Genomic DNA, 26012 nt, shown 5'->3' with positions numbered 1-26012 from the left:
GTTCGTAATGGCCCTGTTACGTTGGAACTTCGAACAGCCCATCACGCGTCGACGAGAATATATCCAAGTCGTACTGGTATCGGGTGTGCCCATCGACGGCCAGTTCCACCAATATACGTCCAAACAATGGCGCGTATTTGAAGGCTCGGCCTGACTCCATAACGCACATCGAGGCGCCGGCATGGAATGACTGCTCGCCGGGTGCCGTCGGGATACGCCCGATCACCAACTTGCCGTCCGGGCTCATCGAGTAGAGGCAGGTCCCCGCATGCTGGTATTGAGTTGCGTCAACGGCATTGGGGGCAATCAGTTGATCAAGGTGCGCAACGAGTTCCTCCATCAATCTCGGGTTCACACCCGGTTGAATGGCTGACGGCGTATCGTAAGTGTCGTAGGTGTAGTCGGCGCTCATTTTCACCATGTTGTGCCGCTCTGACGAGAAGTCCAAGGGTGGGAAGCCGTAAAACGTACCTTGGTCGCTTGCATCGATGTTCCCGAATTCAAACCAGATTGGAATCTTCGGTGGGTTTTCCTTGAGTGGCCAATAGGCGTAACTCATCTTCCAGATCTTCCAACCGGGCGCTTGCTTGAGACCGAAGCCCTTCAACACCGAATCTGCCCACACCCCTGGGCACGTGATCAGATGTTTGCCGTGGACGGTCACGCAGCGACCCTCAGTCTCAGTCAGCAGCGTATAGCCTGCCTGGTCCTTAAGGGGCGCGACCTGGATCACGGCGTGCTTGTCCAATACGTTAAGGCGGTCCGTCTGCCGAGCGGCGAATAGAAAAGTCTTGGCCGCCTCCTGGACGTTGATGGAAGCGCTTGCCGCTTGTACCAAGCCTACGTAATCGTCAGGCATGGCTGCCTGATTGAATATCGGAAATCTTTTATGGATAGCGGCGGGGGAGTCCAGGTATTCGTAAGGCATACCCATGCTGTCCATGGACTTTTTGATGTGTTGCACGTTACCTTCGGTAGTCATCGGTGCATCCCGATGGCCAAAGAAGATCAGGTCGTCCGTAGCAAGCAGGTTTTTTCCGCTCGCGCGCTGCAGTTCTGTCCATAGCGCAAGTGAAGTTTCGGCCAGTCGGGCTTCGGACTCGTTATCTTGCATCAAGCGGAACATGCGCTCCAGGCCCTTGGAACTATTGGTATCGTTGCCTATTCCGTACTGATCGACAATCAACGTTTTCAAGCCTCTGGCTGTCGCATAGTAAGCGCTGGCGAGACCGAGTATTCCTCCGCCGATGATTAATACATCGTAGTGTGTTTCTGGAGTGTCGGGTTGCATCGTATCTTCCTGATAATTAGAGTGGGCGACAAAAGATCTTCACTGCAATTAGTTATTTTTTTGGTTCATCAGGTAATCGAGCGGTGTTACGCGGCAAGTACGTTAAATACGTTTGACGAACAGGTCTTCCAGATAAGCTGGGTGTGTGCGAAACCTTTAAAGTTTAAAAGCCTGTGGAGGGCCAGCGGTGCGGCAAGTTATAACAAGCCGTCAGCTACCCATTCAGTGTTCTGTTATGTCTAAACTGCGAAGCTGCGCGCGTCTATCGTTGCGTGGATAGACGGATCGTGCCGTCGGGATGCGCCGAGGTTTACATCATGTCCAGCATGAAAGTAGGTGCGCGATAACAGTGTGGGAATATTGCACCCAAGCAGTTCTGCCCGTTTGATCAATTCGCCTGTCTTGGTACCGATCAACGCCCCTGTGTAGTGATTTGCCTGATCCTGTGTCATGCCACGAAAAACATCCGGGAACGACCGCTCGATGCTGTCACAGATAACCGCTCCGGCGTTGCTTACGTAATCAGGAACATAACCAACCCCACGCGCCAGAAGCCTCGCTTCTGCTTGAGTACTGTCAAACGGTGTGTTGGAGCTACTGATAACCCAGCGCGCGCGTATACGTTCAACCGTGGGCAGATCAAGGATTCTGGAAAGGGACGCAATGCACAGTACATCCGGGGCGCTTGACCAGAAATCGTCCTCGCTCAACACGCGCAGGCCGGCCGGAATATCGATAATGGGCTTTACGTCGAAGCCGATCACGTTGTACCCATGGGCGAGACATTGCCTGGCAACTTCAAAGCCCACCTTGCCCATGCCGTGAATGGCGACAAGCGGCGTCCCGTTGACTCTCGGAGAGCACTTCAGTACCGCCTTCAAGGCACTCCAGACACCAAATCCGGTGGCAATTGACGTGCTGATCTGAGGGCTGTCCATGGCATCCAGAATCCACGGGGTAGATTTTCTCAGGTACGTCATATGTGCACTGCTTGTATTGATGTCACACCCTGTGTACATCGAGCCGGCATAGCGGTTCAGGGTTTCTCCGATGGCATCGAATACGTGTGGGGCCTCATCAGGTAGCGCGCTGCTATTTACGACGATTTTCCCGCCACTGAAGCCGGTTCGATAAAAACCGTGTTTCAGATCCATCGCACTTGCCAACATGATCGCTTCATCTTTTTGATGCGACAGTGTTTTATATCGACTCCAACGGATACCTCCATTGCTGGGCATCGCATGCCGGTGGGGCGAGCAGGCGATAGTGAATGAACTCTGACTGTCTACCACTACAGTTTCGACTTCATAGACACCGAACGTTGGATGAGTGATGGTTGCCATGACTACGCGTTCCCTTCTTTAGGATGAATGTGAATGCTATTAGCGGCGCCCGCATCCGTCAGGCATGTACATAAGCCCGACGGTGTGGGATCAGCCAGGAAGTCAGATACGTTCAACACGACCCCGAGTTCGGAGTCTGCAAATGCAATCAGTTGGAACGTCGCCAAGGAATCCCCGCCATCGTCACTGAACAACTGATGCTGGCTGGAGGGAGGCGTCCCGGTGACCTTCTCCCAAAGTGCGGCAGCGGCCTGCGCAACGGAGTTGTACTTTCGCGACTCAAGCTGTCGTGCGGGTTCAGCGGTGCGGGGAGTGCTGCCCTGCGTCTCAAGTGCCACGCCGTGACGTTGGCGGTCGAAGGGGTAGGGTGTTAGCGGGATGGCTCTGGCTGGCAGGTTCCACGACGGGCGCCAGTCAATGTCCACACCGGCCATCCAGATTTTCTGCAGCGCGGTGTGCCACACCTCATGCTCCGGCGATTTATCTCGCTCGCCACGCATCGTGCGAATCGCGGTGTCTCGCGGCCGCAGCGCCATTGTCAAGGCCGTCAAGGTCGTGCCGGGGCCCACTTCGACAAATAGCGTCCCTTCACGAACCGCTACGGACTCAAGCGCCTCCAGATATCTCACCGGCTCACGCGCGTGCCGCGCCCAATAAGCCCCGTCGAGGCGGTCTGACGAGTCGAATGTTGTGCCGTGCAGGGTCGAGTGGAAGCGGATATCCGAAGGCACCGCCTTGGCCGTCGGCGCGGCGGCTGCCAGCTCGTCCAGGATGGGGGCCATCATGGACGAGTGAAACCCGTGGGATACCGTCAAACCACGGCAACGTATGCCCAGGCTGGTCAATGAGCGTTGTATGCGTTCGATCGCGGCCTTGGTGCCCGAGAGAACGCAGGCCTCTGTCGCGTTGACGGCGGCTAGCGAAACGTCGTCCGCGAGCCAATCCCGGCAGGCTTGCTCACTCATGGCGACAGCGAGCATGGAGCCTGCTGGCAATTCAGACATCAACCTGCCCCGTCGAGCAGCGAACAGCAGTGCTTCTTCGGCGGTCAGCATCCCGGCGATGCAGGCGCCTGCGATTTCGCCCACGCTGTGACCGACGATTGCGTCAGGTACGACGCCGTGCCGAATGAGAAACCGGGCCATCGCGATTTGAACTGCAACGAGCGCGGGCTGTGCCGTCGCGGTATCGGTCAGGTCGGTGTCAGCATTTTCATCCAGCAGGAAGGAGACATCGACATCCGCTTGTTCTCGCAGCAGACGTACCAAGGCATGAAGATCACCTGCGAAATGTCGGTTCGACTTGGCCAGGCCGGTGGCCATGCCGAGGAACTGACTGCCCTGGCCCGGGAACTGGAAAACGATATCCGGCTTGCGGCGGCCGGTATCGCGTACCGGGTCACCGACCTGTAGAGCGCCGTCCTGGTCCGCAAACAAGGTTGCGCGATACCTGAGCGCTCGACGTGTGGTTTGGGCGCTCCACGCCGTGCGGTCCGGGGGAAGGCCGACGAGTTCTGCACGGTAGGCGCGTATCAACCTGTGGCAGGCAGCCTCGCTTTGCCCGGTTACGGGAATGACTGAAGGAAAATCGGTCGCGGCGGTTATCGTTTCATCGAGAGCTTGTGGCGAACGCGCCAGCACTATGTGCGCATTTGTCCCGCCGATTCCAAAAGCACTGACCCCAATGGCGCTTCGGCTATCCGTTGTATCCCACGGCTCGGCGATTGCGGGAAAATAAAACGGGCTGGCATCCAATGCTATCGAAGGGTTTACCTCGTCCATGTGGATCTGTGGCGCTATGAAACCATGCTGGATCTGGAGTACTGCCTTGATCAGCCCTGCCATGCCCGCGCAGGTTTCCAGGTGCCCGACGTTGGCCTTCACTGAGCCAAGTGCGCAGGACTTGTGTCCTTTCCCGGGCATTGCAAACAGGTCGTTCAATGCGTTGAACTCAATCGGATCACCGGCAATCGTCCCGGTCCCGTGTGCCTCCATCGCCCGCATGTCCATGGGCGTGAGATTGGCATCGCGCATGGCCGCGCTGATCACGCGTCGTTGTCCGTCGACGCTGGTGGTGGTGAAACCCACCTTGCGGGCGCCATCGTTGTTGACGGCGCAGCCTTTGATTACGGCTAACACGCGTTGCCCGTCAGCGAGCGCCAGGGATAACGGTTTCAGAACCACTAGCGCGACACCGCTGCCAAACACCGTCCCTGTCGCTTTGCTGGAGAAAGGCATGCAGTGACCATTCTGCGCGTAGATCATGCCTCGCTGAGTCCGGTAATGCGCACGTTGCGGAAACCTCAACGTGCATCCACCGGCCAGCGCCACTCGACATCGCCCGGCACGCAAGGCCTCGACGGCTTCTGCGACGGCGACGAGCGATGTAGCGCAGGCTGCCTGCACACCGAGTACCGGCCCCTCTATGCCCAGGTGCCACGCTGCCCGTGTGACCAAATAGTCCTTATCATTGGTAATTTGCAACTCGAACCCTGACGGCTGGAATTTTTCCATGAGGTCGGACGCTTGCAAGTGGCCAAGGTAGGCTGAGCTACTGCAGCCGGCAAACAAGCCGGTGTCGGGCATTTGCCCGGGTTTGATACCGCTATGCTCGAGCGCATGCCATGCGCACTCGAGGAATAGTCGGTGCTGAGGGTCCATCAAGGCTGCATCACGATGACCCACGCCAAAAAACGTGGCATCGAATGACAGCACGTCGTCATTCAACGGTGCGGCAAATGGCATGGTCTGCGCATCGGTAGGCGTATCACCGAGTTCGATTACCGACTCGACGCCGTTCACCAGGTTGTGCCAGTACTGCTCAAGGGTGTTGGCACCAGGAAACCTGCAAGCCATACCAATGACTGCAATGTCGCGGTCCACGTGCTGATCGTACATGCAACCTCCGAATTCAATCAGTCGTGTATCCGCGGCGTACCCGGCCCTGAATCGCTTCGTCGGCCGCTTCGATCGGAATCAGCAGTACAAAGGCCCGATAGCGCTCGCGCGGGACCTCTTGATACAGTTGCCGTACCCCAATCATCCCGGTCACCTCACCGGTGACACCGGTGGCAAACAATGATTGCCATCGACCTTGCCAAATGGCGGATGAATTCCAGACCCCCGCTGTCTCGATTCTGCCCAAGCGCGTATCTGCGGTTTCCCGGTAATAGGAGATGACGTCTTCGCCCAGGCTAGCGATCTTCCAGCCTTCGCCGCTGATGGTGCCGATTTCGACGCCGTCATCCCCGATCCATCGATCAATATGCGAGTTGACATCGCCCACAGTGGGCCTGTCGTCAGCCTGTGCCTTGAACTGAATATCGCTGAGTTCAAGCAGTGGGAGCATGACGAAGCGATCGGTGCCTACGCGCTCGGCGACTATCTGCCGAGCTTTGTTGAACCCGTCGGGAAGGTCCAGTTGAGCTCTGGCCAGATCGGCCAGGCTCACCAGGTTTGACATCATGTCCTGTTCATTAATGGGCATAGCATTAGCTCCTTGTCGTTTGACGCTCGTTGTCGAGCAACTGCCGGCCCCGCTCGCGGTCGGCGTCGCTGCCGGCGTCGGGGAAGATGGTGACTACACTGGCCTCTTTGTCGAGTTCAGAGGCGACGTTACACGCGACGATCCAGTTGGCCGCGGCCGAACCGCCAATGGGGATGCCGGTTTCCTCGAAGAACCGGAACATGGCTTTGAGAGACTCCTCATGTGAGACGGTCTGGAACGGCACTTCGTAGGGAATCAAAGAGACAAACGGTTGCCGGAACCCGAAACCAAATCCTCCTGCGCCTGCGAACCTGGCAGTTCCGTTTGGAGGTTCCATCGTGCCAAATGGCAGCTCGCGAGGCGTGCACCCTACGACGCGCAGGTCCTGGTTTTGCTGCGCCAGCGCTGCGTATACGCCAGCAAGCGTACCTCCAGTGCCGATGGCTGCTATCCAGGCATCGGGGCGTCGGCCGTCGAGCTGACGGCTGATCTCGGCGCCGGTGTGATGCTGATGCACCGATGTGTTTACCAAGTTCAGATGCTGGGATAGCAAGGTCCAGCCTGGCTCCGTGCGGGCGATCTGCTGGCTGCGGGCGATGATGCCAAGCAGAAAGTGGCTGCTGTCCACCTTCGTGACAATCGCGTTGCTATCGCTCAAGGATTGAAGCAATACCTCTGGCGCTGAGTCGGGTATTACCACGTGCACGGGCAGGCCGCACAGATGCCCCAAATGGGCTAAAGCCTTGGCCATGTTGCCACCCGACGAATCAAGAAGCTTGAGCGGGCCCTGATTAAAGTCGTGAGCATTGATCGCATCACAAAACAAGCCGAAGGCCACGCGATCCTTGATCGACCCGGAGGGGTTCTTCGACTCCAGCTTGGCGAAGATTCGACCTCCGTTCTGTGGCCCCGGCACTTCCACGAGCGGGGTGTTTCCCAGCGACGCACTGAAGTCCCTGAGTTGGGGAAACATATCCAGCGCTTTGGCAGGGCTGGGAGCTGCTGATTGAGTATTGAAAAGATCGAAATCCATGACAAGTTTCCCATTCCGCGTTTGGGTTGAATGAACGTAAAGGTCACGCCGTACGAGAGGGGCTCAGGATGGTTTTCACTACCAACGGCTCATTGCCGAGAAAGTAAAAGTGCCCGCCTGGAAAAACCTCTAGCACTGGATGTTTGGGCAGCAATTGAGACCACTCGAAGAACTGCTTTCTATCGATCAACGGATCGTTGTCGCCTGCGAATAGACGGGTCGGGGGCAAGTCACCCACCGGCAACTTCGCAAGCTTTTGAAGAAGCGTCAGGTCTTGACGAACAGCTGAAGCAACAACCGTCTGAGCGGTGTCAACGGAGGTGCTCAACTCGGGCACTTCACCAAGCCCCATCGCACGCTCTGCAAGCTGGTCGACATCCTGCTGTGATTGAAGGGTTGTCTGTAGCGACGCTGGTGCCATCTGAGACGACAAGATGAGTTGAGCCACCTTGAATCTCGACGGTGCCAGGGAGGACGCTATATGCAGTGCCAGCAAGGCGCCCATGCTGTGCCCAAAGAGCGTGGCGGGCGCGATGCCAAGAAGACTGACCAACCCCCTCATGCAGCGTTGGATAGCGATGTGTGGGTCGCTCCAGTTCACTGTCGCGTGGCTCGTGCCTGGTTGAGGGTATTGCATTATTACGATGTCCACGTCTGCAGGCAGATGGTCTCGCCACGCTCTATAGAATTCGGAACTACCGCCAGCGTGAGGGAACACCACCAGTTGATGTCGCACAGGCACTGAGGCCGCGAAGCTCAATCTGATGGCACCTTCGGCCTGGGCTTGTATGAGATTCATAGGTCACCCGACCCGGATGCTTGTGCTTCGCTTTTGCGCTCGCCGTAGAGTTGAGCGCGTAGAGACGCACGGTCAATTTTGCCGATGCCTTTGCGCGGAATCGCGTCTATCAGGACTAGCCTCTCCGGCAGTTTGAATTGCGCTATGCCAACAATCTCCAGGTGCCGTCGGACTTCGGATAACGAAAGCTGTTCTCCTTCGTGCACCACGGCGAACAGGCAAGGCACTTCGCCGAAACGCTGGTCGGATATACCCACCACCGCGACGTCTTGGATCTTCGCGTGCTGTTTAGTTAGCGCTTCAATCTCTTCCGGGCTGAATTTTTCTCCACCGCGATTGATGGAGTCGGTCAGTCGCCCATCGATATAGACGTTGCCCGCCGAATCAAGGTGGGCCATGTCGCCGGTGCGGTAATACCCGTCTTGCGTGAAGGCGCGGGAAGTCGCCAACGGATTGTTGAAGTACGAAGATATGGTGTAGGGGCCGCGGGTGATTAATTCACCCGATTGCCCAAGCGGGACCGGCGTGCCGTCTTCGTCCACGATCAGGACCTCATCTTGCTCGGACAACGGGCGGCCCTGTGAGTTGAATCGGACGCTGTCCGAATCAGTCGCGCGGGTGAAGCAAAGAAGCCCTTCGCTCATTCCGTAGCACTGCTGGATACGCATCCCTAACTTTGATTCAGCAAGGGCTGCGAGATCAGCAGGCAGGCGCGACCCACCGACTTGAATGTGCCTTAATGTCTGCGGTGCACTCTCTTGCTGACTCACTCGATCAAGCCACTGGGCCAGTAATGCTGGAACCAGCGTCGAATGTGTTACTTCATGGTTTGTGATAAGTCTTAAAGCCGTTTCCGCGGACGTGTCCGGGGACAGAACCACGGCTCCCCCGCAAAGAAGGGTGCCGAGAATGCCTGGGCAGTTGATGACAAAACCGTGAGATATGGGGAGCACCGCCAGATAGGAGGAGCAGTGACTGAGCTCGAATACTCGGCTGGCTTCACCGATCATGTAGCTGTAGCCAGCGTTTTTTCTAGCGATGGGCTTCGGGAGGCCTGTCGTCCCGCTCGACAGCAGCATCATCGCTGTATCTTCTGGCCCCATCTCTGTCGCGCGCAGCTCATGTGCTGATGCGTTGTCACATGACGATGAGCAGAATTCCCTCAGACCTAGCCAGTCTGAATTGTCGCCGTTGTCAGGCTCGTCAATAAGCCCCAGCACCACGTCCAAACCTTCTTCACGACTTACAGTGCTAGCCACACCCGCTGCGCTGAAGCGACGATTACCTTTGGTCATGGCTATGACACGAGGCCTAACCAATTTCAGGATGTGTCGCAATTCTTGTTCGCGATAGGCGGGAAGGAGGGGGGCTGGAGCCGCGCCGGTTATCAGCGTTGCAAGCATCAAGATGACAGCTTCGGCGCAGTTGGGTAACTGAAACGCGACATGATCGCCTTTCGAGATGCTTAGGGCTCGCAGTCGTGCGGCGGTAGAGGCAACTCGCGACTTCAATTGCGCATAGGAAATAACTTCGCCATCAGCAATTAAAGCAGGTGCATCTCCCCCCTTGTTCAGGACCACGGCCAACTGTTCGTTCAGTGATGCAGGATGAGGACTCATCTCGTACCCCCGGCACGAGAGCCGCCAGTTGCATGTGCTGATTCGATCAGTCGCTCAAGCTCTCCCAAGGTATGGTCATGCGTATCCCAAAGCGAAAATCCGCTACATCCCAACTGCTCCAGCATCAGTTGCAGCTCCAGTGTTTCCGCCGAGCTCAGGCCCAGATCAGTGCGCAGCCTCCAGTCAGCGGCGGCGGACGCGAGCAGATCGGGCGGTAACCCTATTTCTTTCAGCAGCACAATTACCCGTGTCGACGTCATCCCTTGAACTCCATGCATATCCTTAATGAGAATTATTAACTAATGACTGCCGGTCAGTCATCAGCGTGTTTATGAATTTTTCAAGGGGCGTAGGAAATGAAGGGGGAAAGACAGGATCCGCTGCTTTGGTGAGTTCCACTGACGGAGGTGAAGTGGTAAGCAGGCAAGTGCCGCGCCTTGAGCCTGGGGCGACCGTTTACGTTGGTCGCGATTACAGCGAATCGGCGAGGATTGGAGTTAACGCGGGTCGCTGCAACGCCATCGGATGTGGGCGTAGACTCAAGGTGCAGGGTGAAGGCTTGGCTATTAACGTTCCGCAAGGGCAGGGAGGAGGCGGCCACCTTGGTTAGAGAGGAGTCGTTGGGTGCCGCTTTGGGGGTAACGCGTGCCACTGATTTTCAATATCAGCCGCCAGGCTTTCAGTTGGGCTCCTCAGCCACGTTAATCAGGCGAAGGCACACGGAGGTAACATCACGAGCAAATTGCTCACAATCGGTGCCCTCATTAGCGATCGCATCATCGGTGACCCCATGCACGCCGGCATAGATTATCAAGGCCGTGATTCGGGGCTGATCAAATCGCCAGGTACCGGCTTCATTCCCGCCCTGCAGAATGCCTTGCAACTGTTCCAGGATGGCGTTTTTTTCTTGGTTGCTACGATTGTGGTGATGGTGGTTTGTGTAAACGATGTCGTGCGTCCTATACGTTTCGACATAAGCAATAACGTTTGTATGGATCCAGGTGCGCAGGCGCGCCAGCCAATCTCCTGAAGCGCACTTGTCCACCTCTTCCTCGAGACGGCGCAGGAACTGCGCGGTGTAGCGTTGCCCCATCGCTTCAAGCAACTCATTCTTGGAAGAAAAGTAAATATAAAAAGTACCCTTCGCTACCTTCGCCAGTTCGGCGATCCCGTCAATGGTAGTGGCTTCGACGCCCTGCGCTAAAAACAGCGTTTCTGCGGCAGCCATCAATTCATCTAGGCGTACGTGCGCAGGCTTGGTTCGCGGGGTTTTCGAGGTGGGTGGCTCGACTTGGCTTTTCTTATATTTCATTGCTGTTTGGGGCCCTGCGTAAAAGTTGACTTGTTAGGAGAGGAAGAGGCATCTGTATGAGCCTTTCAGCCCTGACTATCGGTCGGTCAATTGTATCTTGGCGACGCCATCAAGCGAAGCCTTCTTATTGACTGACTGTCAGTCAGTGGATAGGATCAAGGTAAGTTCCTTAACGTAAATTGGACTCCGATGCGCAAATATCGAATTCACGCCTTGGTCGCTGCAGCCTATCTCGGAACATTTCTTGCGACGCTGGACATCAGCATCGTCAACGTCGCACTGCCTACTCTTCAGGCAGCGTTACACACTGACTTGGCGGGTCTCCAATGGGTCGTCAACATCTATGCAGTCGCATTGTCCGCGGTGATGTTATCTGCGGGGCCTCTTAGTGATCGCTATGGGCACAAACGGGTTTGGCTCGGTAGCGTTTTGCTCTTCGTGATTGGATCGGTCATCTGCTCGCTGGCTAGCCAACTGCCGATGCTTTTGTGGGGGCGCGCTGTGCAAGGCGTTGCCGGCGCGATGCTTATACCGGGAGCAATGCCGATTCTGGCTCACGCATTCCCTGATCCCGGCCAGCGGGCACGGGCGATTGGCGGGTGGTCCGCTTTTAGCGCACTTGCGTTGATTTGCGGGCCGTTAGTGGGTGGGATATTGGTCGAGCGTGTCGGATGGCAGAGCATTTTCCTGGTAAATGTTCCGCTTGGCATTCTGGCAATTGTGCTGGGTGCGTATGGTATTCCCGAGCGCAAGCATCTCGATCATGCGGCATTCGATCCAGCAGGGCAGGCCCTTAGCATGCTATGGCTGGGGGCACTCAGCTATGGCCTCATCGGAATCGGGGAACATGGCAGTTCGCCCGATAGGGTTTTAATCCCTTTGCTTACTGCCGGAGTGGGATTCATCGCATTCGTATGGGTTGAGTTGCGCGTCGAACGGCCTCTGTTTCCGATTAAATTATTCCGTAGCCGGCCCCTGGTGCTCGCCAATCTAGCCTCCTTTATCCTCGGCTTCTCCAGTTACAGCAGTCTCTTCTTTTTGTCCATTTTTCTCCAGCAAGTACAGGGAAGCAGCCCAGAGATTGCAGGCTGGAAACTAATGCCGCAGTTCGTCATGATGGCACTAGCCTCCTTGTTTTTCGGGCGATTCGTGGCGCGGTTCTCGATGAGGTTCCTGATGGTCGCAGGCTATGCGCTGATAGGTCTGGCCTTATGCGCCATGGTCGTTTTCAATCCATGGACTCCCTATCTAGGGATTGGGTTGATCCTTGCCGTACTGGGTTTTGGAACAGGGTTGTCAGTACCCGCGACCGGCATGATGGTCATGGACTGCGTCCCGCCTGAACGTGCCGGCATTGCATCCGCGACAATGAACGCCTTGAGGCAGACCGGAATGGCTTTGGGAATCGCTATTTTAGGTAGCATCATGAGCGTTTATGCGGTCAATAGGCTCACTGTTGAAATACAGGACAGTGGGCCAAGTCATGCAGCTTATTTGGCTCGGCGAGCGATAGTGGACCATGTTTTCCCGTCGACTCAGCCCTGGGTTGTCGATCTGTACAGGTCAGCAATGGCGGGTGGCTTTGGTCTCGTCATGATCTGTGCCGGCTTGGCATGCCTGGCGATATCAGGTCTGCTGCTTTTCTTTTTTTTTTATAGGCCTGCGAATGCTTGAGCTCGTGGAACCGGGGGCGCTATGTAAGGGCTGCCCAACACATCTTGCTCAATTTTCAGCGTCTGTCTGGAGTAGGAAATCTACCTCGTAGATACATCGTGCCGCTCGGATGGTCACAGGGTGTGTGAATGGCTTTACGTCACTCAACTCCACCCTAGCTGATTACGACGGCCTCGCTCTTTTCGTGAATACGAAAGGCGGCAAGTGCTGGCACTTCTGCTTTTCCAGGGCGGAAAAGCAACCCCGTATTTCTTTCGGTACCTATCCTGAAGTTAGCTTGCGAAATGCTCGCACGTTGCGTGATGTCGCGCAGGCACAGGCCGCCAGGGGCATTGATACGCGGGTATCGATCCCCGCGATCAGCGACGGCTTGAGCACAATGCCAAACTGTTGACCGAGAGAACACCTTCTTAGGTTGATGTGATGCAGATCTTCGGCCCTTAGGAGGGAGGGACTGCTAGGGAATTCAAGCAGTGCTGAACTGGGGTTATGCCAACTCTTTCGGTCCACCATCGCTGGTCCTTAACTCGCTCGCACACCTGAAAGCCAAGATCGTACCCTTAGACTTTTCGTCCCAGAGTCACCGCGCTGATCGACGGCATGGCGTGCTCCCCTCAAACCTACCTATGCATCCAGATGAATGGAGTTTAGGCTAGAGCTAGGGTTATCAAGACTATGTTAGGATTAGATAATGTAGATAACTGGTGGGGGATTTTCCATGAGCGTTACAGAGCAATCGGGCGTCTCCACTTTGGTCGGTACGCCTAAGGAAGCTAGGGCCAGCTTAAGCCGCTCGCATGCGGACCGAGTGCTGGTCGTGTCTTTCGATCAGGTCAACCTCAGTGTTTTTGAAGTATTGGCGGAAAACTTCGCCAATGTGGCCTCCTCGATGTATGAGATGCTGCAGGAGCGTCAGGACCCGAAGTCGTTAGAGCGCCTGGCTGAGGTGTTTGTGACGCGTAAGCCGCCTTCGCCTCGCCTGCTCAAGGAAGCGGCAATGCTGGTCCAAGCCCGCAAAGCAATCTTGGAAAGTGGTGACTGGCTGACCGCCGCAGATATTGCACAGGTGGCCCAGTTGAGTACCCGCAACCCGAGTGCCCAGCCCAACAAATGGAAAAAGCAGGGGCAGATCTTTGCCATCAATCACGGTGGGGTCGACTATTTCCCTGGCTATGGCTTGGATCCGGACGCGGGCTATCGGCCGTTCAAGGCATTAGCCAAAGTCATTGAGGCTTTCGCTGGCCACAAGGACGGCTGGGGTATGGCTTACTGGTTCCGTTCAGATAACAGCTTTCTGGGCGGCAAACGGCCCCAGGACCTGTTGGCATCGGCGCCTGAACAGGTGATTGCTGCCGCACTGGATGAGATCCATGGCATTGTCCATGGCTAAGCAGCGTACCGAGTCTAGTGAGGGTAGGGCGACGCATCCCACGGTTTTGGCGGCGTACGTCACCCCACTGCCTGCGGCTACGTTGCACGTCACTTTCACTGTGATTGCCAAAGGCGCTGTGCTTCCCCGACGGTTGACGTATACCAGCGGGATATGGGCGTTTTGCGCGTCATCGGTGATCTTGGCGGTGGCGGCGGTGTCCACCGGGTTGATGATGATCGCGTCCACGCCCTGGGAGGTGAAGTTGAGCACCTGGTTAAGCTGGCGCACCACGTCGCCCTGGGCGTCCTCGAACTGCAGCGTGACCCCTTCCAACTGCTTGGCATGGGCCGCCATGTAATCGCGCATCTGCGCCAGGAACACATCGTCCACCTGGGCGATGCTGACGCCGATGCGCACATCGGCCAGGGCCAGGGGGGACAACAAAACACTGAACAGCAAGGTGAGCAGTTGCTTTTTCATGGTGTCGATCCGTTTGTCATTATTGTTGGTGTGATCTGGCCAGCCTTTCAGGCCTGACGTTTGCGGCGAAACTGTTCAACCCGTTCGGCAAAGGCAGCAACGCTGCAACGCTCGGCCAGCGCCGCCAGCATCAGCTGCTGCCCGGTTTGCGGTGCCAGGCCGTGCAGCGGTGGGTCGGTGTCCAGGTTGGTGGGGAAGGAATAGCCGTCGGCGGTGCAGGCCACCACGGCAGCCACCTGTTCGGCGTTCAGTACCTGGTCGTTGACGCGCTCGAGCAGGCCCGGGTACAGCGCCAGCATCATGCGCTCGCGGTCCAGGCTCTCCATGGGTTTGCCGAAGGCTGAGGAAATCTGCAGCAGGTTGGCCATGCGTTGGTGGTCGGCGGTGCGGTTGGTGCCGGCGGCGTGGAACAACGCCGGGTTGAAGAACAGCAGATCGCCTTTGTTCAGGGGCAACTGCACGGCGTGCACCTGGAAGTACTCGATGAACTGGGGGCGACGCCACGCCAGGTAGCCCAGCGGATACTGGTGAGAGAAGGGCAGCAACTGGGTCGGCCCGCTTTCCAGCGGCATGTCCGAATGGGCAACGGCGCCTTGCAGCGTCAGGTACTGGGACAGCACATGCAATGGCAGCGGGAAGCGCTCCACCATCTCCTCCACCTGAAAGCCCAGGTGATAGTCGCGGTGCGGTTGCTGCGCCTGGCCGCCGGGGCGCACCACGTTGACCTGCGCCGTGACTTGGAAGTCCGGGCCCAGCCACGCCTCGGCGATCAGCCCCAGCAGCGGATTGGCGTAATACTCGATAAATGAAGCCGGTGTATGCAGGGCGGCCTTTTGCAAAGCGTTCCAGATGCGTCCATTGCTGCCGGCCTTGGCAAAGTGATCGGCCCCCGCGCCTTGGGCTGCCTCCTGGGCGAAGATCGCCTCGAACACCTGGCTGTGGCGATCCACCACGTCCAGGTCGGTGTAACCCTGGCGCACCACCATCACCCCGGGGCCTGCGCTGAACAGCTGGTGCAGCTCGTTGAGCGCAGCACCGCGATCGGCGTCGCGCAGGGTCTGCGCGTGGTAAATCGGCACGTTGGCCTGCACCTCGGCGCACAGTGGGTAGTGCTCGGGCAGTGCCTGTTGTTCGCACAGGCGGCTGAAGTCCGGCAGGTGCACGGCATCGGCGCGCACAAAGGCAGAGGGACTGTTCATCAGGCACCCCCCGGCAAGGTCAGCGCAGCCTGGGGGCGCGGCGCGGTATCGTCACCGCAGCCGACCACGCCCTGCTCCAGATCCAGCACGGTGCCGGTCATCATCCCTGACTCGGCAGACAGCAGGTACGCCACGCTGCGGGCCACTTCCTCGGGCTTGAGCAGGCGGCCAAAGGGCAGTGCCTGTTCGGCCTTTTCCAGCCAGCCGTCCTGGGCGCCGTGGTAGCGGCGCTGGATTTCGTCCTCGTGGGGCGTGTCCATCCAGCCGATGTTCAGGCCATTGACCCGGATGCGGTTGCGCAAGGCGCTGTACGCCACGTTCTTGGTCAGCACCGCCAGCGCGCCCTTGGAAATGGAGTAAGGGCACAGGTAGGCCGGGCCACCGTGGCCGACGATGCTCTGGATATTGACGATGGAGCCCGCCACGCCCCGGCTGATCATCAGCGTGATCGCCTCCTGGATGAGGAAGAAGGGCGCGCGCACGTTGACCGCGTACAGGCGATCGAACAGTTCGGGGGAGGTGTCGAGGATGGTGCCGCGGTCGGACATGCCGGCGCAGTTGACCAGCCCGTGCAGCGTGCCGAAGTGGGTGCGCGCCGCCTCGATGATGGCGCGGCAGTCCTCCACCCGTTCCAGGTCGGCCTGGACGAAGTGGGCCTGGCAATCGAGCGCGGCCAGCGCCTGCACCTGGGCCTGGCCTTCGGCCTGGCGACGGCCGCAGATGATCAAGCCGGCGGCGCCACGCTTGGCCAGGGTGTGCGCCACGGCAGCGCCCAGGCCTTGGGTGCTGCCGGTGACCACGAAATATTGGCCTTGGAAAGGGCGGTTGAGGTCAGCTTCTGGCATGGGGGTGTTCTCCTGGTTTTTGTTGTTGTGAGTGCAGTGGCTCGACGCCCGGCGAAACTGAGACTAGCATTGCGACAACCTCTCCAATGCCCAAAAAGACCTCAAGAAAACCTCACGCCATGAGCCTCCTCCAACGCGCCAGACACTTCTCCATCAAGCAACTGTCCGCCCAGGCCGGTGTCAGCAAGGCCACCGTCGACCGCGTGCTGCACCAGCGCGGCAGCGTGCATTACCAGACCCAGCGGCGCATCGAGCAGGCGCTGGGCGAACTGGAGGCACAGGAGCAGAGCGGCCTGGCCGTGGGCCGCACCTTCCATGTCGACGTGATCATGCACACTCCCCAGCGCTTCAGCGCCGCCGTGCAGGCGGCCATCACCCAGCAGTTGGGCAGCCTGGCGCCATTTCGCATCGCGCCGCGCTTCCACCTGTTCGAGGAAATCGAACCCCAAGCCATGCATGACCAATTGCTGCGCTGCCTGCACACCGGCAGCCAGGGCGTGGTGCTCAAGGCGGCCGACGAGCCTGCGGTGAACCAGGCGGTCAATCAGCTCATGGCTGCCGGTATTCCCGTGGTGACCTTGGTGACGGACCTGCCCCATAGCGAGCGCCTTGGCTACGTCGGCATGGACAACCGCATGGCGGGGCAGACGGCGGCCTATCTGCTGTCGCGCTGGTTGCCACGGCAGGCCCAGGAGGTGGCGGTGGTCATCGGCAGCGAACTGTTCCGCGGCGAGGAGGAACGCGAGATGGGCTTTCGCATGTGGCTGCGCGGGCATGCCACGCATGTGCGTGTGGTGGATGTCAGCGGTGGCTATGGGGTCTACGAGCGCACGCGCGAGAAGGTCAGTGCAGCACTCAAGCAACACCCCGCGCTGCGCGCGGTGTACAGCGTGGGTGGGGGAAATCAGGCGATCGTCGATGCGTTTGCCGAATCCGGCCGGCCGCTGGACGTGTTCATCGGCCATGACCTGGACGAGGAAAACCGCCAACTGCTGCAAGAGGAGAAAATGGCCGCGATCATCGACCACAACTTGCAGGTGGATGCGCGCCATGTGTTCCTGCACATTTTGCAGTACCACCGGGTATGGAAAACGGGGCCGATCGCACCCTCGCAGGTGCAGATCGTGACCCCGTTCAATATGCCTTACTGATGCGCCGACTTACTGCGGGCGCACGCCGTCATAGGCGTCCTGCAGTAGTTGGCGAATGGCCGTGGCCTCGATAGGGCGCGGGTTCCAGTAGGGGTTGGAGAGGGCGATGTCGGTGGCGCGGTCCAGGTCGGACTCGGTCAGCCCCAGGTCTTTGAGGCGGGTAGGGGCGCCCAGCGAACTGGCCAAGTCGAACAGCGCCGCCGCCGGGCTGCTGTCCACCCCCAGTGCGCGGCTGATGCGCGACAGCGCCGGTGCCGCCGACTGGTTATAGGCGATGGCATGAGGCAGCACGATGGTGTGGGTCTGTGCATGGGGCAGGTTGAAGCTGCCGCCCAGGGTATGGCACAGCTTGTGGTGCAACGCCATGCCGACATTGCCCAGCACGGTGCCGCACAGCCAGGCGCCATACAGGCAATCGCCACGCGCGGCCAGGTCGGCCGGGTCTTTGTAAATGCTCTTCATCCCTTCGGCCAGGGCGCGGATGCCTTCCTCGGCCATCAGCGACATCACCGGATTGCCATCCTGGGCGTAGAGCCCTTCGGCGGCGTGGGCGATGGCGTTCATGCCGCTGGTGATGGACATGTCCACGGGCAGGCTGACCGTCAGCTCCGGGTCGTAGATCACGGTTTTGGGCAGCACGCGGGGGTCCTTGCCGGTGCGCTTGAGACCGTTTTCGGTGATGCCGTATACCGGGGTCATTTCCGAGCCGGCATAGGTGGTGGGAATGGCCAATATCGGCAGCCCCGAGTCCATGGCGATGGCCTTGCCCAGGCCGGTGGTGGAGCCACCGCCAATGGCCACGGCGCAGTCGGCACCCAGCTTGCGCGCCACTTCCCGCGCCTCACGGGCGGTCTCGATGGGCACGTGCATCACCGCCTTGTCGAAGATGTCGGCGGCGCGCTCGCCTAGCAGCCGGGCAATGTGTTCGGCCTGGGCACGCTGTTCGGGGGTGCACAGCACCAGCGCGCGCTTGGCGCCCAGGCGATCGATCTCCGCCTCCAGCTGTTGCAGCGAACCCTGGCCGAAAATGACGCGCGACGGCTGGCCGTTATAGACGAATGGGGGCGTGGACATGGGGCAGGTCTCCTTGAGTAGAGGCAACAGGTGCCGGGGCCGGGCGCGCAGCGACAGGGGTCGGTTGATAGGCAACCAGCCCCCAGCGTTCGCCCGTCTTGAGCCAGACGCTCAGCGTGCGGTTGTGCAGGGTCTTGGCGACACCATGGGAGGTGATGTCGGCGCGCATTTCACCAAACGCCAGGGCGGTGTCGCCTGATCGACGCACCTCGTGCACCTGGTGATCGATGCGGTGATAGAGGTAAAGGCCCTGGCGGCATTTTTCCAGGTAACTGGCCAGGCTGTCCTTGACGCCATTGGAATGGACGTAGACAAGATCGCCATGGGCAAGGCGGGCAAATGCCTCCAGGTCGCCCAAGCGCATGGCCTGGTAGCGCTCGTCTTCCAGAGCGGCGATAACGGTGTGGTCGTCGTGCATGGGATCCTCGACGGGCAGGGCGGCGGTGATCAACCGAGCGGTTGTTTAGCCAGGACAAAATCGAACGTCAGGGTGTAGAACACCTCGTCACTGTGCCCGCCATCGGGCGTGGCGCCTGCCGGTTGGCATTGCCACTGGGTAATCAGGGATGGCCGCACGGCAAACAGGGCGTCGGAGTCGAGGTAGGGGTCGCCTTCTCGATACACATGGGTGGTCAGCGGCTGATGACCCGCGGCGCTCACCGAAAACGCCAGGTGGGCCGGGCGCCATGCATGACGGTTGAGCACGGCCAGCAGCTGCTTCACCGGGCCGTCATGACGCACCTGGTGGCTGCCCGGCAACGACGTGCTGAAGTGGTAGCGGCCCTGGTCATCGGCCTGCAACAAGGCCTCGACCCCGGCCACACGCAGGTGCAGCTGGGCATTGGGCACCGGCCCGCCCTTTTCGTCGCGCACCACGCCCTGTACGTAGCCCTTGGGTCCGCCAAGCTGTGGGTTGATGTCGGCGCCCAAGTCGCGCAATTCGGCGTTCGGCCCGGGGGCCGTGTAAAAGGCCGTGGCCTGGGTACAGACGGCCGGCTTGCGCTCGTTCTGTACCAGCACCAGGGTAGACAGGCCCAGCACGTTGGACAGTAGCGCGAATTCTTCACTGGCCGGTGCCACCTGGCCCACGTCGCCGAGGAAGGCCATGCCCTGGCGCCACTCACCCTCGGTAAGCTTGATGTCCCGGGCGAACGCGTGCAGGTGCTGCACCAGACTGGTCATCACATCGTACAGTCGGGCATCGCTGGCACCGCGGTTATAGGCCAGCACTGCCTGGGTAATGGTCATTTCGTCCAAATTGCGCATGGTCACTCCAGAACGGTCGTGGCGATGGCGCCACCATCATCTTCAGGGGCGACACACTTCTCAGCCTGTTGCGCCGCACGTTATAGTTCCGCAGGATGTAAGAAAAGGCCGCTTGCGGAATTCTTTATTTCACCTGTGAAAAAATAAAAAGGAAGCACACAGTGGATCGTCTTACCGAACTGGAGCTGTTCGTACTGACCGCGGAAGTGGGAACCCTGAGCAAGGCGGCGGAAATACTGGGCTTGTCCAACGCCGCGGCCAGCCGTCACCTGGTGGCGCTTGAGCAGCGCCTGAATACCCGCCTGATCGACCGCAACACCCGACGCCTGGCGCTGACCAATTCCGGCCACCAGTTTTATGCCAGTTGCAAAAGCCTGCTGGGTGAGTTGAAGGAAGCCGAAGCGTCGCTCACTGAATCGCTGGTGCAGCCGGTGGGTACACTGACGATCACCTCATCCATCTCCTTTTGCATGTTGCACATCGCGCCGCTGATCCCGGCGTTCCGCAAGCTTTACCCGCACATCACGGTGAAGCTGCTGGGAGAGAACCGCTACTTTGACATCATCGACAGCGAGATCGACCTGGCCATCCGTACCAAGGAATACGAGCCGGACTCCAATATCACCATTCGCCGCCTGGCCGAGACCCGTCGGGTACTGGCGGCGTCACCCGGCTATCTGCAGCGCATGGGTACACCCAAGAGCATCGAAGACCTGGCCGGCCACGACCTGCTGATCTACAGCCACGCGAACCAGCCGCGCACCATGCGCTTCACCCGTGGCAAGGAAGAGGCGGCGTTCAAGACCGAGCCGATTCTGGAAACCAACGACGGCCAGATTGTGCGCGCCGCGGCGCTGGCCGGGGGCGGCATATTGGTGCAGCCCAAGTACATCATCAACGCCGACCTGGTGGCGGGGCGGTTGATCCCGGTGCTGGACGATTGGGATTTGCCAAGGCTTACCATCAACATGGCGTTCCAGAGCCGGCGTTACATGCCGGCGAAGTTGCGGGTGTTCATCGAATTCCTGTTGTCCGATTTTAATAAACACGAATACGAGCGCTATTGGACTAGATAGACAGTTTTCCGCTTGGCGGAATTCAGATTTGAGTTTTCGCCGGGTATTCACCTGCACGTCACCCCCCTATGATCCGTGGCGCCAAGGCCGGGCAGGCCCTGGCTGCCGGGCCCGGCATTGTTTCGCCTGCACGTTGAACAACAAAACCAACAACAAGGAAACGTCACGCATGAAAAACTTTGCCAAGAGCACGGTTGCGGCCAGCCTTTGCCTGCTGATTCCCGGGCTGGCCTGTGCCGATAATCAACCATTCGCTGCCGACTCCCACTGGATGACCGGTGACTGGGGCGGGGCACGCAGCAACTGGCTGGAACAGGGGGTGGACGTCCAGCTCAATTACACCGGGGAGATGGCCGCCAACGCACACGGCGGTTACGACAAGGACCACACCGCACGCTGGACCGAGCAATACGCCGTGGGCCTCAAGACCGACCTGCAAAAGCTGCTGGGCTGGGACAATACCCGCTTTCAGTTGACCATCACCGAACGCGACGGCCGCAATCTCACCAATGACCGCGTGGCTGACCCCCGCGTCGGCGGGTATTCCTCGTCTCAGGAAGTGTACGGACGCGGCCAGACCTGGCGCCTGACCGAGATGTGGATGAGCAAGGCCTGGTTCGACGGGGCGCTCGACATCAAGGCCGGTCGCTTCGACGAAGGTTCGGACTTCAACAGCTTCCCGTGCGACTTCCAGAGCACGCCATTTTGCGGCGCGCAGGCGGCCAACTGGATTGGCGACATCTGGTACAACTGGCCGGTCAGCCAGTGGGCCATTCGGACCCGCTATCAGTTTGCCCCTGAGTGGTATGCGCAAATCGGTGTGTTTGAGCAGAACCCGTCCAACCTGGAAGTGGGCAATGGCTTCAAGCTCAGTGGCAGCGGCACCCAAGGCGCGCTGATTCCGGTCGAGCTGGTGTGGAGCCCGAAATTCAACGGCCTGCCGGGCGAATACCGACTGGGTTATTACAAGAGCAGCGCCAACGCCAACGACGTGCTGGATGACCGCAATGGCAATCCACAGCCGCTGACCGGGGATGCCTTCCAGGAGCACGGCAGCCGCCATGGCTACTGGCTGGTGGTGCAGCAGCAGTTGACCGCGCGTGACGGCGACAGCAGCCGCGGCCTGTCGGTGTTCGCCAACTTTACCCACCACGACAAGGCCACCAGCCAGGTCGACCACTTCATTCAGGCCGGTATCGTCTACAAGGGGCTGTTAGACAGCCGCCCCCTGGATGACCTGGGCATCGGTATCGCACAGGTACACACCAACGCCGATTACCGCGAGCGCGCACGCCTGCAGAACCAGGCCAACGGCGTCAGCGATTACGACGATCCGGGCTATATCCCGCTGCAGCACAACGAGACCAGCAGCGAGATCTACTACGGCGTGCACGTGACCAACTGGCTCACCGTGCGGCCGAACCTGCAATACGTGAAAAACCCGGGGGGCGTGCGTGAGGTGGACGCCGCACTGATTGCCGGCCTTAAGGTGCAAGCCCGGTTCTAGAGCGCTTGCGATGCGATTCGCGCCGTCGGAGGAGGGCGGCGCAGTTTTCCACTAGCTGGAAAACACATTTGCCATACCGGCATGTTTATTCCAATTCAATCGCAGTACTCTTTGCCCCACTGAGCGTACACATAAATTCAATAAAGGTTGACCTCATGTCCAGTAACCAAACCGCCGCTGTTGGCGCGTCCGCGAAAATCCTCTGGCGCATCGCCGCCATCACTACCATGGGCTCGTTGGGGTTCGGTTACGACACCGGGGTCATCTCCGGCGCATTGCCATTCATGTCACTGGCCCCAAGCCAGGGCGGCCTGGGCCTGACGCCCGTGTCTGAAGGCCTGGTGGCCTCGGCCCTGATCTTCGGCGGCGCATTTGGCGCGCTGTTCGCCGGCCAACTGTCCGACCGTTATGGCCGCCTCGGCGTGCTCAAGGCCCTGGCCGTGCTGTTCGCCCTGGGCGCGCTGGGCACCGCCCTGTCGCCAACCCTGTGGACCATGGTCGCCACCCGTTTCGTGCTGGGCATCGCCGTGGGCGGCGCCTCATCGGCAGTGCCGGTTCTGATCGCCGAATTGGCAGCGCCCAAGCATCGCGGACGGCTGGTGTGCCAGAGCGAATTGATGATCGTGTCCGGCCAGTGTCTGGCCTACATAGCCAGTGCCGGCCTGGTGCACCTGTTCGAAAGCCCGTTGGTGTGGCGCTATATGCTGGCCATCGCGCTGATTCCGGCGGCACTGCTATATGTAGGCATGCACTTCGTACCGTCCTCGCCGCGCTGGCTGGTCAGCAAGGGCCGCATTGACGAGGCCAAGGCCACGCTGCTCGGCATCCGTGACACTCAGCGTGAGGTGGACCGCGAGCTCAAGGAAATCATCGCCCAATGTGAAGTGGAGCGCCGCCATGGTAGCTCCCTGTCCAAGCTCAACGAACCCTGGTTGCTCAAGCTGCTGGGCATCGGCATCGCCCTGGGCTTCGTCATCCAGTTCACCGGCGTCAATGCCTTCATGTACTACACCCCCATGATCCTGAAGGAAACCGGCCTGGGCACCAGCGCAGCCCTGATTGCCACCATTGGCAATGGCGTGGTGGCCGTGGTCGCGACACTGATCGGCATGTGGTTGATCAATCGCATGGGCCGGCGCACGATTCTGCTCATGGGCCTGACCGTGGTGGTGCTGGCGCAGATTTTCCTCGGCGTGGTCATGAACTTCATGCCCCACTCGCCGCTGCAAAGCTACCTGGCCCTGGGCGGCGTGCTGGTGTTTCTGTTCTTCATGCAGATGTGCATCGGCCCCATCTACTGGCTGCTGATGTCCGAGCTGTTTCCCACTCACGTGCGGGGCCTGATGAATGGCATCAGCGTCGGCGTGTTCTGGATTTTCAACGCCATCGTCGCCTTTGCCTTCCCGGTGATGCTCAGCGTGATGGGTGGCATGACGTTCTTCCTGTTCGCTGTGATCAACATCGGTTCGATCGTGTTCTGCACCCTGTGGCTGCCAGAGACCAAGGGCATGACCCTGGAAGAGATCGAACAATTCATGCAGCAGCGCCTGGGCGGCCGCAAATGGCGTACTGCCCAAGCCAATGCCTGCTGATGACAGCCGCCGGCCTTCCACAATAATGATCAAGGACATCAATCCATGACTGCGCACCTGAACACCGAGAGCCCGGTTGGGGGACTGTTCGAGGAAGAACGTTCCGCCGAGATCGTCAACGCCCGCATCACCGACGCCGCCAGCCCGCGCCTGCGCGACGTGATGTCGGTGCTGACCCGTCACCTGCACGCAGCTGTCAAGGAGATCGAGCCTACCCACGAAGAGTGGTTCACGGCCATCGAGTTCCTGACCAGGACCGGGCACATGTGCACCGACTGGCGCCAGGAATACATCCTGCTGTCTGACGTGCTGGGCGTGACCATGCTGGTGGATGCCATCAACCACCGTCGCCCCAGCGGCGCCACGCCCAACACTATCCTCGGTCCGTTCTATGTGGCCGATGCCCCGCGCTACAAGAACGGCGCCAACATTTGCCTGGACGGCAAGGGCGAGCCCACCCTGGTCAGCGGCCGCGTGCTGGACACCGACGGAAACCCCATTGTCGGCGCCACCCTGGACATCTGGCAGACCAACGACGACGGCTTCTACGACGTGCAGCAAAAAGGCCTGCAGCCCGAATACAACCTGCGCGGCCTGTTCACTACCGATGCCGACGGCTGCTACGCCTTCCGCACGGTCAAGCCCCGCCACTACCCGATCCCGGCCGACGGCCCGGTGGGCAAGCTGCTGGGCCAGTTGGGGCGTCACCCTAACCGCGCCGCGCACTTGCATTTCATCGTCACCGCCCCCGGCTATGACCAGGTCATTACCCACATCTTCACGCCCGACTGCCCGTACCTGCACGAGGACACGGTGTTTGGGGTGAAGAAAGAACTGATTGCCGAATTCACCACGCAGACCGATGCGGCCACCGCCCGGCGCTACGACCTGCAAGTGCCTTACCTGGCCGTGAACTGGGACTTTGTCCTGACCCCGGCCTGACTGACCGACCCGATTTTCAACGACAAACAAAAGTGATCGACATGCCCGATAAAAATGTTGAACTGCTTGCAGCCTACTGGACCCTGGCCGGTGACACCTACCCCGGCGCGGCCAGCGAGATCAGTCCGTTTTCCCTGCAGGCGCGGGCAGAGGCTGCGGCCAAGGCCGGCTGGCGCGGCATGGGCCTGGTGCACGCGGACCTGGTGCACAACGTCGCCAAGCTGGGTATTTCCACCGTGCGCAATATCCTCAAGGACAATGGCATCAAGCACGTGGAAGTCGAGTTCCTCACCGACTGGCACCTGGAGGGCGACCTGCTGGCCGCGTCCCACGTGATTCGCGACGAGCTGCTGGAAATCGCCGGTGAACTGGGCGCCCGCAACCTGAAGGTGGCTGGCGGCCTGTTTGAAGAAGGTCCGCCGGACGTGGCGCGCATGCGTGATGCCTTCGCCATCCTGTGCGACCGCGCCGCGCCCTACGGCACCAACGTGGTGATTGAGTTCCTGCCGTTTTCCAGCGTCAACACCATCGACCGCGCCATCGCCGTCACCGACGGCGTGCGCCCCAATGGTGGTCTGCTGGTGGACACCTGGCACGTGGCCCGCGGCGGCATGAGCTTTGATGAAATCAGCAAGATCCCGCTTGAGCTGATCAAGTCCATCGAGCTGGACGACGCCAACCATGCAGTGGTCGAGTCGTTCTTCAACGACTCCACCCACCATCGCAAGCTGTGCGGCGAAGGGCAGCTGGACGTGCCGGAGTTCATTCAGCAGGTGGTCAATGTCGGCTACCGCGGCCCGTGGGGCGTGGAACTGATCAGCGCCGAGCTGCGCAAGTTACCCCTGGACGTGGCGGCCAAGCGCGCCTTCGACACCACCATGGCCCAGTTCGAAAACATCCGTTTCTAAATGGCGACAACCTTTGCCACAACAACGAACAACAACATTTGCG

General features: G+C 59.5%; 22 protein-coding genes and 2 pseudogenes. 9 read left to right on the top strand and 15 right to left on the bottom strand.

All coding sequences use genetic code 11. From position 1 onward, the window contains the following. Positions 1 to 16 precede the first annotated feature (16 nt). The 9 genes from L8K08_RS23370 to L8K08_RS23330 form a co-directional block, all read right to left on the bottom strand. On the bottom strand, positions 17 to 1291 hold the full coding sequence (locus L8K08_RS23370; protein WP_242200211.1) for an FAD-dependent oxidoreductase: 1275 nt from the start codon (positions 1289 to 1291) through the stop codon (positions 17 to 19). Between the two features lie 239 nt (positions 1292 to 1530). Then, entirely contained in the window at positions 1531 to 2634 is a 1104-nt protein-coding gene (locus L8K08_RS23365) for a hypothetical protein (RefSeq protein WP_242200208.1), read from the bottom strand. A 2-nt stretch (positions 2635 to 2636) separates the two neighbouring features. Further along, a complete protein-coding gene (locus tag L8K08_RS23360) occupies positions 2637 to 5531 on the bottom strand; it encodes a type I polyketide synthase (protein WP_242200206.1) in 2895 nt (964 codons plus the stop codon). 13 nt (positions 5532 to 5544) lie between these two features. Then, entirely contained in the window at positions 5545 to 6120 is a 576-nt protein-coding gene (locus tag L8K08_RS23355; RefSeq protein ID WP_242200204.1) for a hypothetical protein, read from the bottom strand. 4 nt (positions 6121 to 6124) lie between these two features. Further along, positions 6125 to 7153 (bottom strand): pyridoxal-phosphate dependent enzyme, encoded by a 1029-nt coding sequence (locus tag L8K08_RS23350; protein WP_242200202.1) that lies wholly within the window; start codon positions 7151 to 7153, stop codon positions 6125 to 6127. A 43-nt stretch (positions 7154 to 7196) separates the two neighbouring features. Next, complete coding sequence (locus L8K08_RS23345) at positions 7197 to 7952, bottom strand: alpha/beta fold hydrolase (protein WP_242200201.1); 756 nt, start codon at positions 7950 to 7952, stop codon at positions 7197 to 7199. Further along, positions 7949 to 9571, bottom strand: coding sequence for an AMP-binding protein (locus tag L8K08_RS23340; RefSeq protein ID WP_242200198.1), 1623 nt, complete (start codon positions 9569 to 9571; stop codon positions 7949 to 7951). The genes L8K08_RS23345 and L8K08_RS23340 overlap by 4 nt, the downstream gene beginning before the upstream one ends. Next, positions 9568 to 9831 carry a hypothetical protein gene (locus L8K08_RS23335; RefSeq protein WP_242200197.1) on the bottom strand — a complete coding sequence of 88 codons (264 nt, stop codon included), beginning with the start codon at positions 9829 to 9831 and terminating at the stop codon, positions 9568 to 9570. The genes L8K08_RS23340 and L8K08_RS23335 overlap by 4 nt, the downstream gene beginning before the upstream one ends. 419 nt (positions 9832 to 10250) lie before the next feature. Continuing rightward, entirely contained in the window at positions 10251 to 10799 is a 549-nt protein-coding gene (locus tag L8K08_RS23330) for a TetR/AcrR family transcriptional regulator (protein WP_242200196.1), read from the bottom strand. A 273-nt stretch (positions 10800 to 11072) separates the two neighbouring features. Between L8K08_RS23330 and L8K08_RS23325 the strand changes: the two genes are divergently transcribed. From L8K08_RS23325 to L8K08_RS23315, 3 genes and pseudogenes are all read left to right on the top strand, one after another. Next, positions 11073 to 12557, top strand: coding sequence for a DHA2 family efflux MFS transporter permease subunit (locus L8K08_RS23325; RefSeq protein ID WP_242200195.1), 1485 nt, complete (start codon positions 11073 to 11075; stop codon positions 12555 to 12557). A gap of 109 nt (positions 12558 to 12666) precedes the next feature. Beyond that, positions 12667 to 12900: pseudogene (locus tag L8K08_RS23320) on the top strand (Arm DNA-binding domain-containing protein); the annotation flags it as partial. Positions 12901 to 13275: 375 nt separating this feature from the next. Then, positions 13276 to 13947 carry a hypothetical protein gene (locus L8K08_RS23315; RefSeq protein ID WP_242200194.1) on the top strand — a complete coding sequence of 224 codons (672 nt, stop codon included), beginning with the start codon at positions 13276 to 13278 and terminating at the stop codon, positions 13945 to 13947. A gap of 126 nt (positions 13948 to 14073) precedes the next feature. Here the strand turns inward: L8K08_RS23315 and L8K08_RS23310 are convergent. The 3 genes and pseudogenes from L8K08_RS23310 to L8K08_RS23300 all read right to left on the bottom strand — a co-directional run. Then, a pseudogene (locus tag L8K08_RS23310) lies at positions 14074 to 14409 on the bottom strand (substrate-binding domain-containing protein); the annotation flags it as partial. 47 nt (positions 14410 to 14456) lie between these two features. Next, entirely contained in the window at positions 14457 to 15608 is a 1152-nt protein-coding gene (locus L8K08_RS23305; RefSeq protein ID WP_242200193.1) for a phytanoyl-CoA dioxygenase family protein, read from the bottom strand. Further along, positions 15608 to 16453, bottom strand: a complete 846-nt coding sequence (locus L8K08_RS23300; RefSeq protein WP_242200192.1) for an SDR family oxidoreductase — start codon at positions 16451 to 16453, stop codon at positions 15608 to 15610. Before L8K08_RS23300 ends, L8K08_RS23305 begins: the two co-directional genes overlap by 1 nt. 119 nt (positions 16454 to 16572) lie before the next feature. Here L8K08_RS23300 and L8K08_RS23295 point away from each other — a divergent pair, with 119 nt between their 5' ends. Then, on the top strand, positions 16573 to 17604 hold the full coding sequence (locus L8K08_RS23295; RefSeq protein WP_242200190.1) for a LacI family DNA-binding transcriptional regulator: 1032 nt from the start codon (positions 16573 to 16575) through the stop codon (positions 17602 to 17604). A 9-nt stretch (positions 17605 to 17613) separates the two neighbouring features. Here L8K08_RS23295 and L8K08_RS23290 read toward each other — a convergent pair whose 3' ends face one another. Genes L8K08_RS23290 through L8K08_RS23280 form a run of 3 tightly spaced genes read right to left on the bottom strand, consistent with a single transcriptional unit; the run spans position 17614 to position 19944 of the window. Beyond that, positions 17614 to 18678, bottom strand: a complete 1065-nt coding sequence (locus L8K08_RS23290) for a maleylacetate reductase (RefSeq protein WP_242200188.1) — start codon at positions 18676 to 18678, stop codon at positions 17614 to 17616. Continuing rightward, on the bottom strand, positions 18653 to 19096 hold the full coding sequence (locus L8K08_RS23285) for a nuclear transport factor 2 family protein (RefSeq protein ID WP_242200185.1): 444 nt from the start codon (positions 19094 to 19096) through the stop codon (positions 18653 to 18655). Before L8K08_RS23285 ends, L8K08_RS23290 begins: the two co-directional genes overlap by 26 nt. Positions 19097 to 19125: 29 nt before the next feature. Beyond that, positions 19126 to 19944, bottom strand: a complete 819-nt coding sequence (locus L8K08_RS23280) for a dioxygenase (protein ID WP_242200183.1) — start codon at positions 19942 to 19944, stop codon at positions 19126 to 19128. 161 nt (positions 19945 to 20105) lie between these two features. Between L8K08_RS23280 and L8K08_RS23275 the strand changes: the two genes are divergently transcribed. The 5 genes from L8K08_RS23275 to L8K08_RS23255 all read left to right on the top strand — a co-directional run bounded on the left by L8K08_RS23275 (position 20106) and on the right by L8K08_RS23255 (position 25969). After that, positions 20106 to 21020, top strand: a complete 915-nt coding sequence (locus tag L8K08_RS23275) for a LysR family transcriptional regulator (RefSeq protein ID WP_242200182.1) — start codon at positions 20106 to 20108, stop codon at positions 21018 to 21020. Between the two features lie 169 nt (positions 21021 to 21189). After that, the gene (locus L8K08_RS23270; RefSeq protein WP_242200181.1) at positions 21190 to 22527 is read left to right on the top strand and encodes a carbohydrate porin; all 1338 of its coding nucleotides are present in this window, start codon (positions 21190 to 21192) and stop codon (positions 22525 to 22527) included. 155 nt (positions 22528 to 22682) lie between these two features. Then, on the top strand, positions 22683 to 24119 hold the full coding sequence (locus tag L8K08_RS23265; RefSeq protein WP_242200180.1) for a sugar porter family MFS transporter: 1437 nt from the start codon (positions 22683 to 22685) through the stop codon (positions 24117 to 24119). A gap of 45 nt (positions 24120 to 24164) precedes the next feature. Then, positions 24165 to 25061, top strand: a complete 897-nt coding sequence (locus L8K08_RS23260; protein WP_242200179.1) for an intradiol ring-cleavage dioxygenase — start codon at positions 24165 to 24167, stop codon at positions 25059 to 25061. Between the two features lie 41 nt (positions 25062 to 25102). Beyond that, positions 25103 to 25969, top strand: coding sequence for a sugar phosphate isomerase/epimerase (locus tag L8K08_RS23255; RefSeq protein WP_242200178.1), 867 nt, complete (start codon positions 25103 to 25105; stop codon positions 25967 to 25969). Positions 25970 to 26012: the final 43 nt, after the last annotated feature.

It is taken from the genome of Pseudomonas sp. TREG-RG-20F-10-E-6-01 (genome assembly GCF_022662455.1).
In the GTDB taxonomy this organism is placed as follows: Bacteria; Pseudomonadota; Gammaproteobacteria; order Pseudomonadales; family Pseudomonadaceae; genus Aquipseudomonas.
Note: the sequence above shows the minus strand (reverse complement) of the source record. Positions and strands in the feature narration are given on the sequence as shown.

Coding starts and splice junctions, on each gene's coding strand:
- L8K08_RS23305 (WP_242200193.1), bottom strand. CDS start 15,608: ATGAACAGTCCCTCTGCCTTTGTGCGCGCCGATGCCGTGCACCTGCCG.
- L8K08_RS23350 (WP_242200202.1), bottom strand. CDS start 7,153: ATGGATTTCGATCTTTTCAATACTCAATCAGCAGCTCCCAGCCCTGCC.
- L8K08_RS23315 (WP_242200194.1), top strand. CDS start 13,276: ATGAGCGTTACAGAGCAATCGGGCGTCTCCACTTTGGTCGGTACGCCT.
- L8K08_RS23345 (WP_242200201.1), bottom strand. CDS start 7,952: ATGAATCTCATACAAGCCCAGGCCGAAGGTGCCATCAGATTGAGCTTC.
- L8K08_RS23330 (WP_242200196.1), bottom strand. CDS start 10,799: ATGGCTGCCGCAGAAACGCTGTTTTTAGCGCAGGGCGTCGAAGCCACT.
- L8K08_RS23365 (WP_242200208.1), bottom strand. CDS start 2,634: ATGGCAACCATCACTCATCCAACGTTCGGTGTCTATGAAGTCGAAACT.
- L8K08_RS23255 (WP_242200178.1), top strand. CDS start 25,103: ATGCCCGATAAAAATGTTGAACTGCTTGCAGCCTACTGGACCCTGGCC.
- L8K08_RS23340 (WP_242200198.1), bottom strand. CDS start 9,571: ATGAGTCCTCATCCTGCATCACTGAACGAACAGTTGGCCGTGGTCCTG.
- L8K08_RS23260 (WP_242200179.1), top strand. CDS start 24,165: ATGACTGCGCACCTGAACACCGAGAGCCCGGTTGGGGGACTGTTCGAG.
- L8K08_RS23370 (WP_242200211.1), bottom strand. CDS start 1,291: ATGCAACCCGACACTCCAGAAACACACTACGATGTATTAATCATCGGC.
- L8K08_RS23280 (WP_242200183.1), bottom strand. CDS start 19,944: ATGCGCAATTTGGACGAAATGACCATTACCCAGGCAGTGCTGGCCTAT.
- L8K08_RS23270 (WP_242200181.1), top strand. CDS start 21,190: ATGAAAAACTTTGCCAAGAGCACGGTTGCGGCCAGCCTTTGCCTGCTG.
- L8K08_RS23295 (WP_242200190.1), top strand. CDS start 16,573: ATGAGCCTCCTCCAACGCGCCAGACACTTCTCCATCAAGCAACTGTCC.
- L8K08_RS23285 (WP_242200185.1), bottom strand. CDS start 19,096: ATGCACGACGACCACACCGTTATCGCCGCTCTGGAAGACGAGCGCTAC.
- L8K08_RS23355 (WP_242200204.1), bottom strand. CDS start 6,120: ATGCCCATTAATGAACAGGACATGATGTCAAACCTGGTGAGCCTGGCC.
- L8K08_RS23360 (WP_242200206.1), bottom strand. CDS start 5,531: ATGTACGATCAGCACGTGGACCGCGACATTGCAGTCATTGGTATGGCT.
- L8K08_RS23325 (WP_242200195.1), top strand. CDS start 11,073: ATGCGCAAATATCGAATTCACGCCTTGGTCGCTGCAGCCTATCTCGGA.
- L8K08_RS23290 (WP_242200188.1), bottom strand. CDS start 18,678: ATGTCCACGCCCCCATTCGTCTATAACGGCCAGCCGTCGCGCGTCATT.
- L8K08_RS23300 (WP_242200192.1), bottom strand. CDS start 16,453: ATGCCAGAAGCTGACCTCAACCGCCCTTTCCAAGGCCAATATTTCGTG.
- L8K08_RS23335 (WP_242200197.1), bottom strand. CDS start 9,831: ATGACGTCGACACGGGTAATTGTGCTGCTGAAAGAAATAGGGTTACCG.
- L8K08_RS23265 (WP_242200180.1), top strand. CDS start 22,683: ATGTCCAGTAACCAAACCGCCGCTGTTGGCGCGTCCGCGAAAATCCTC.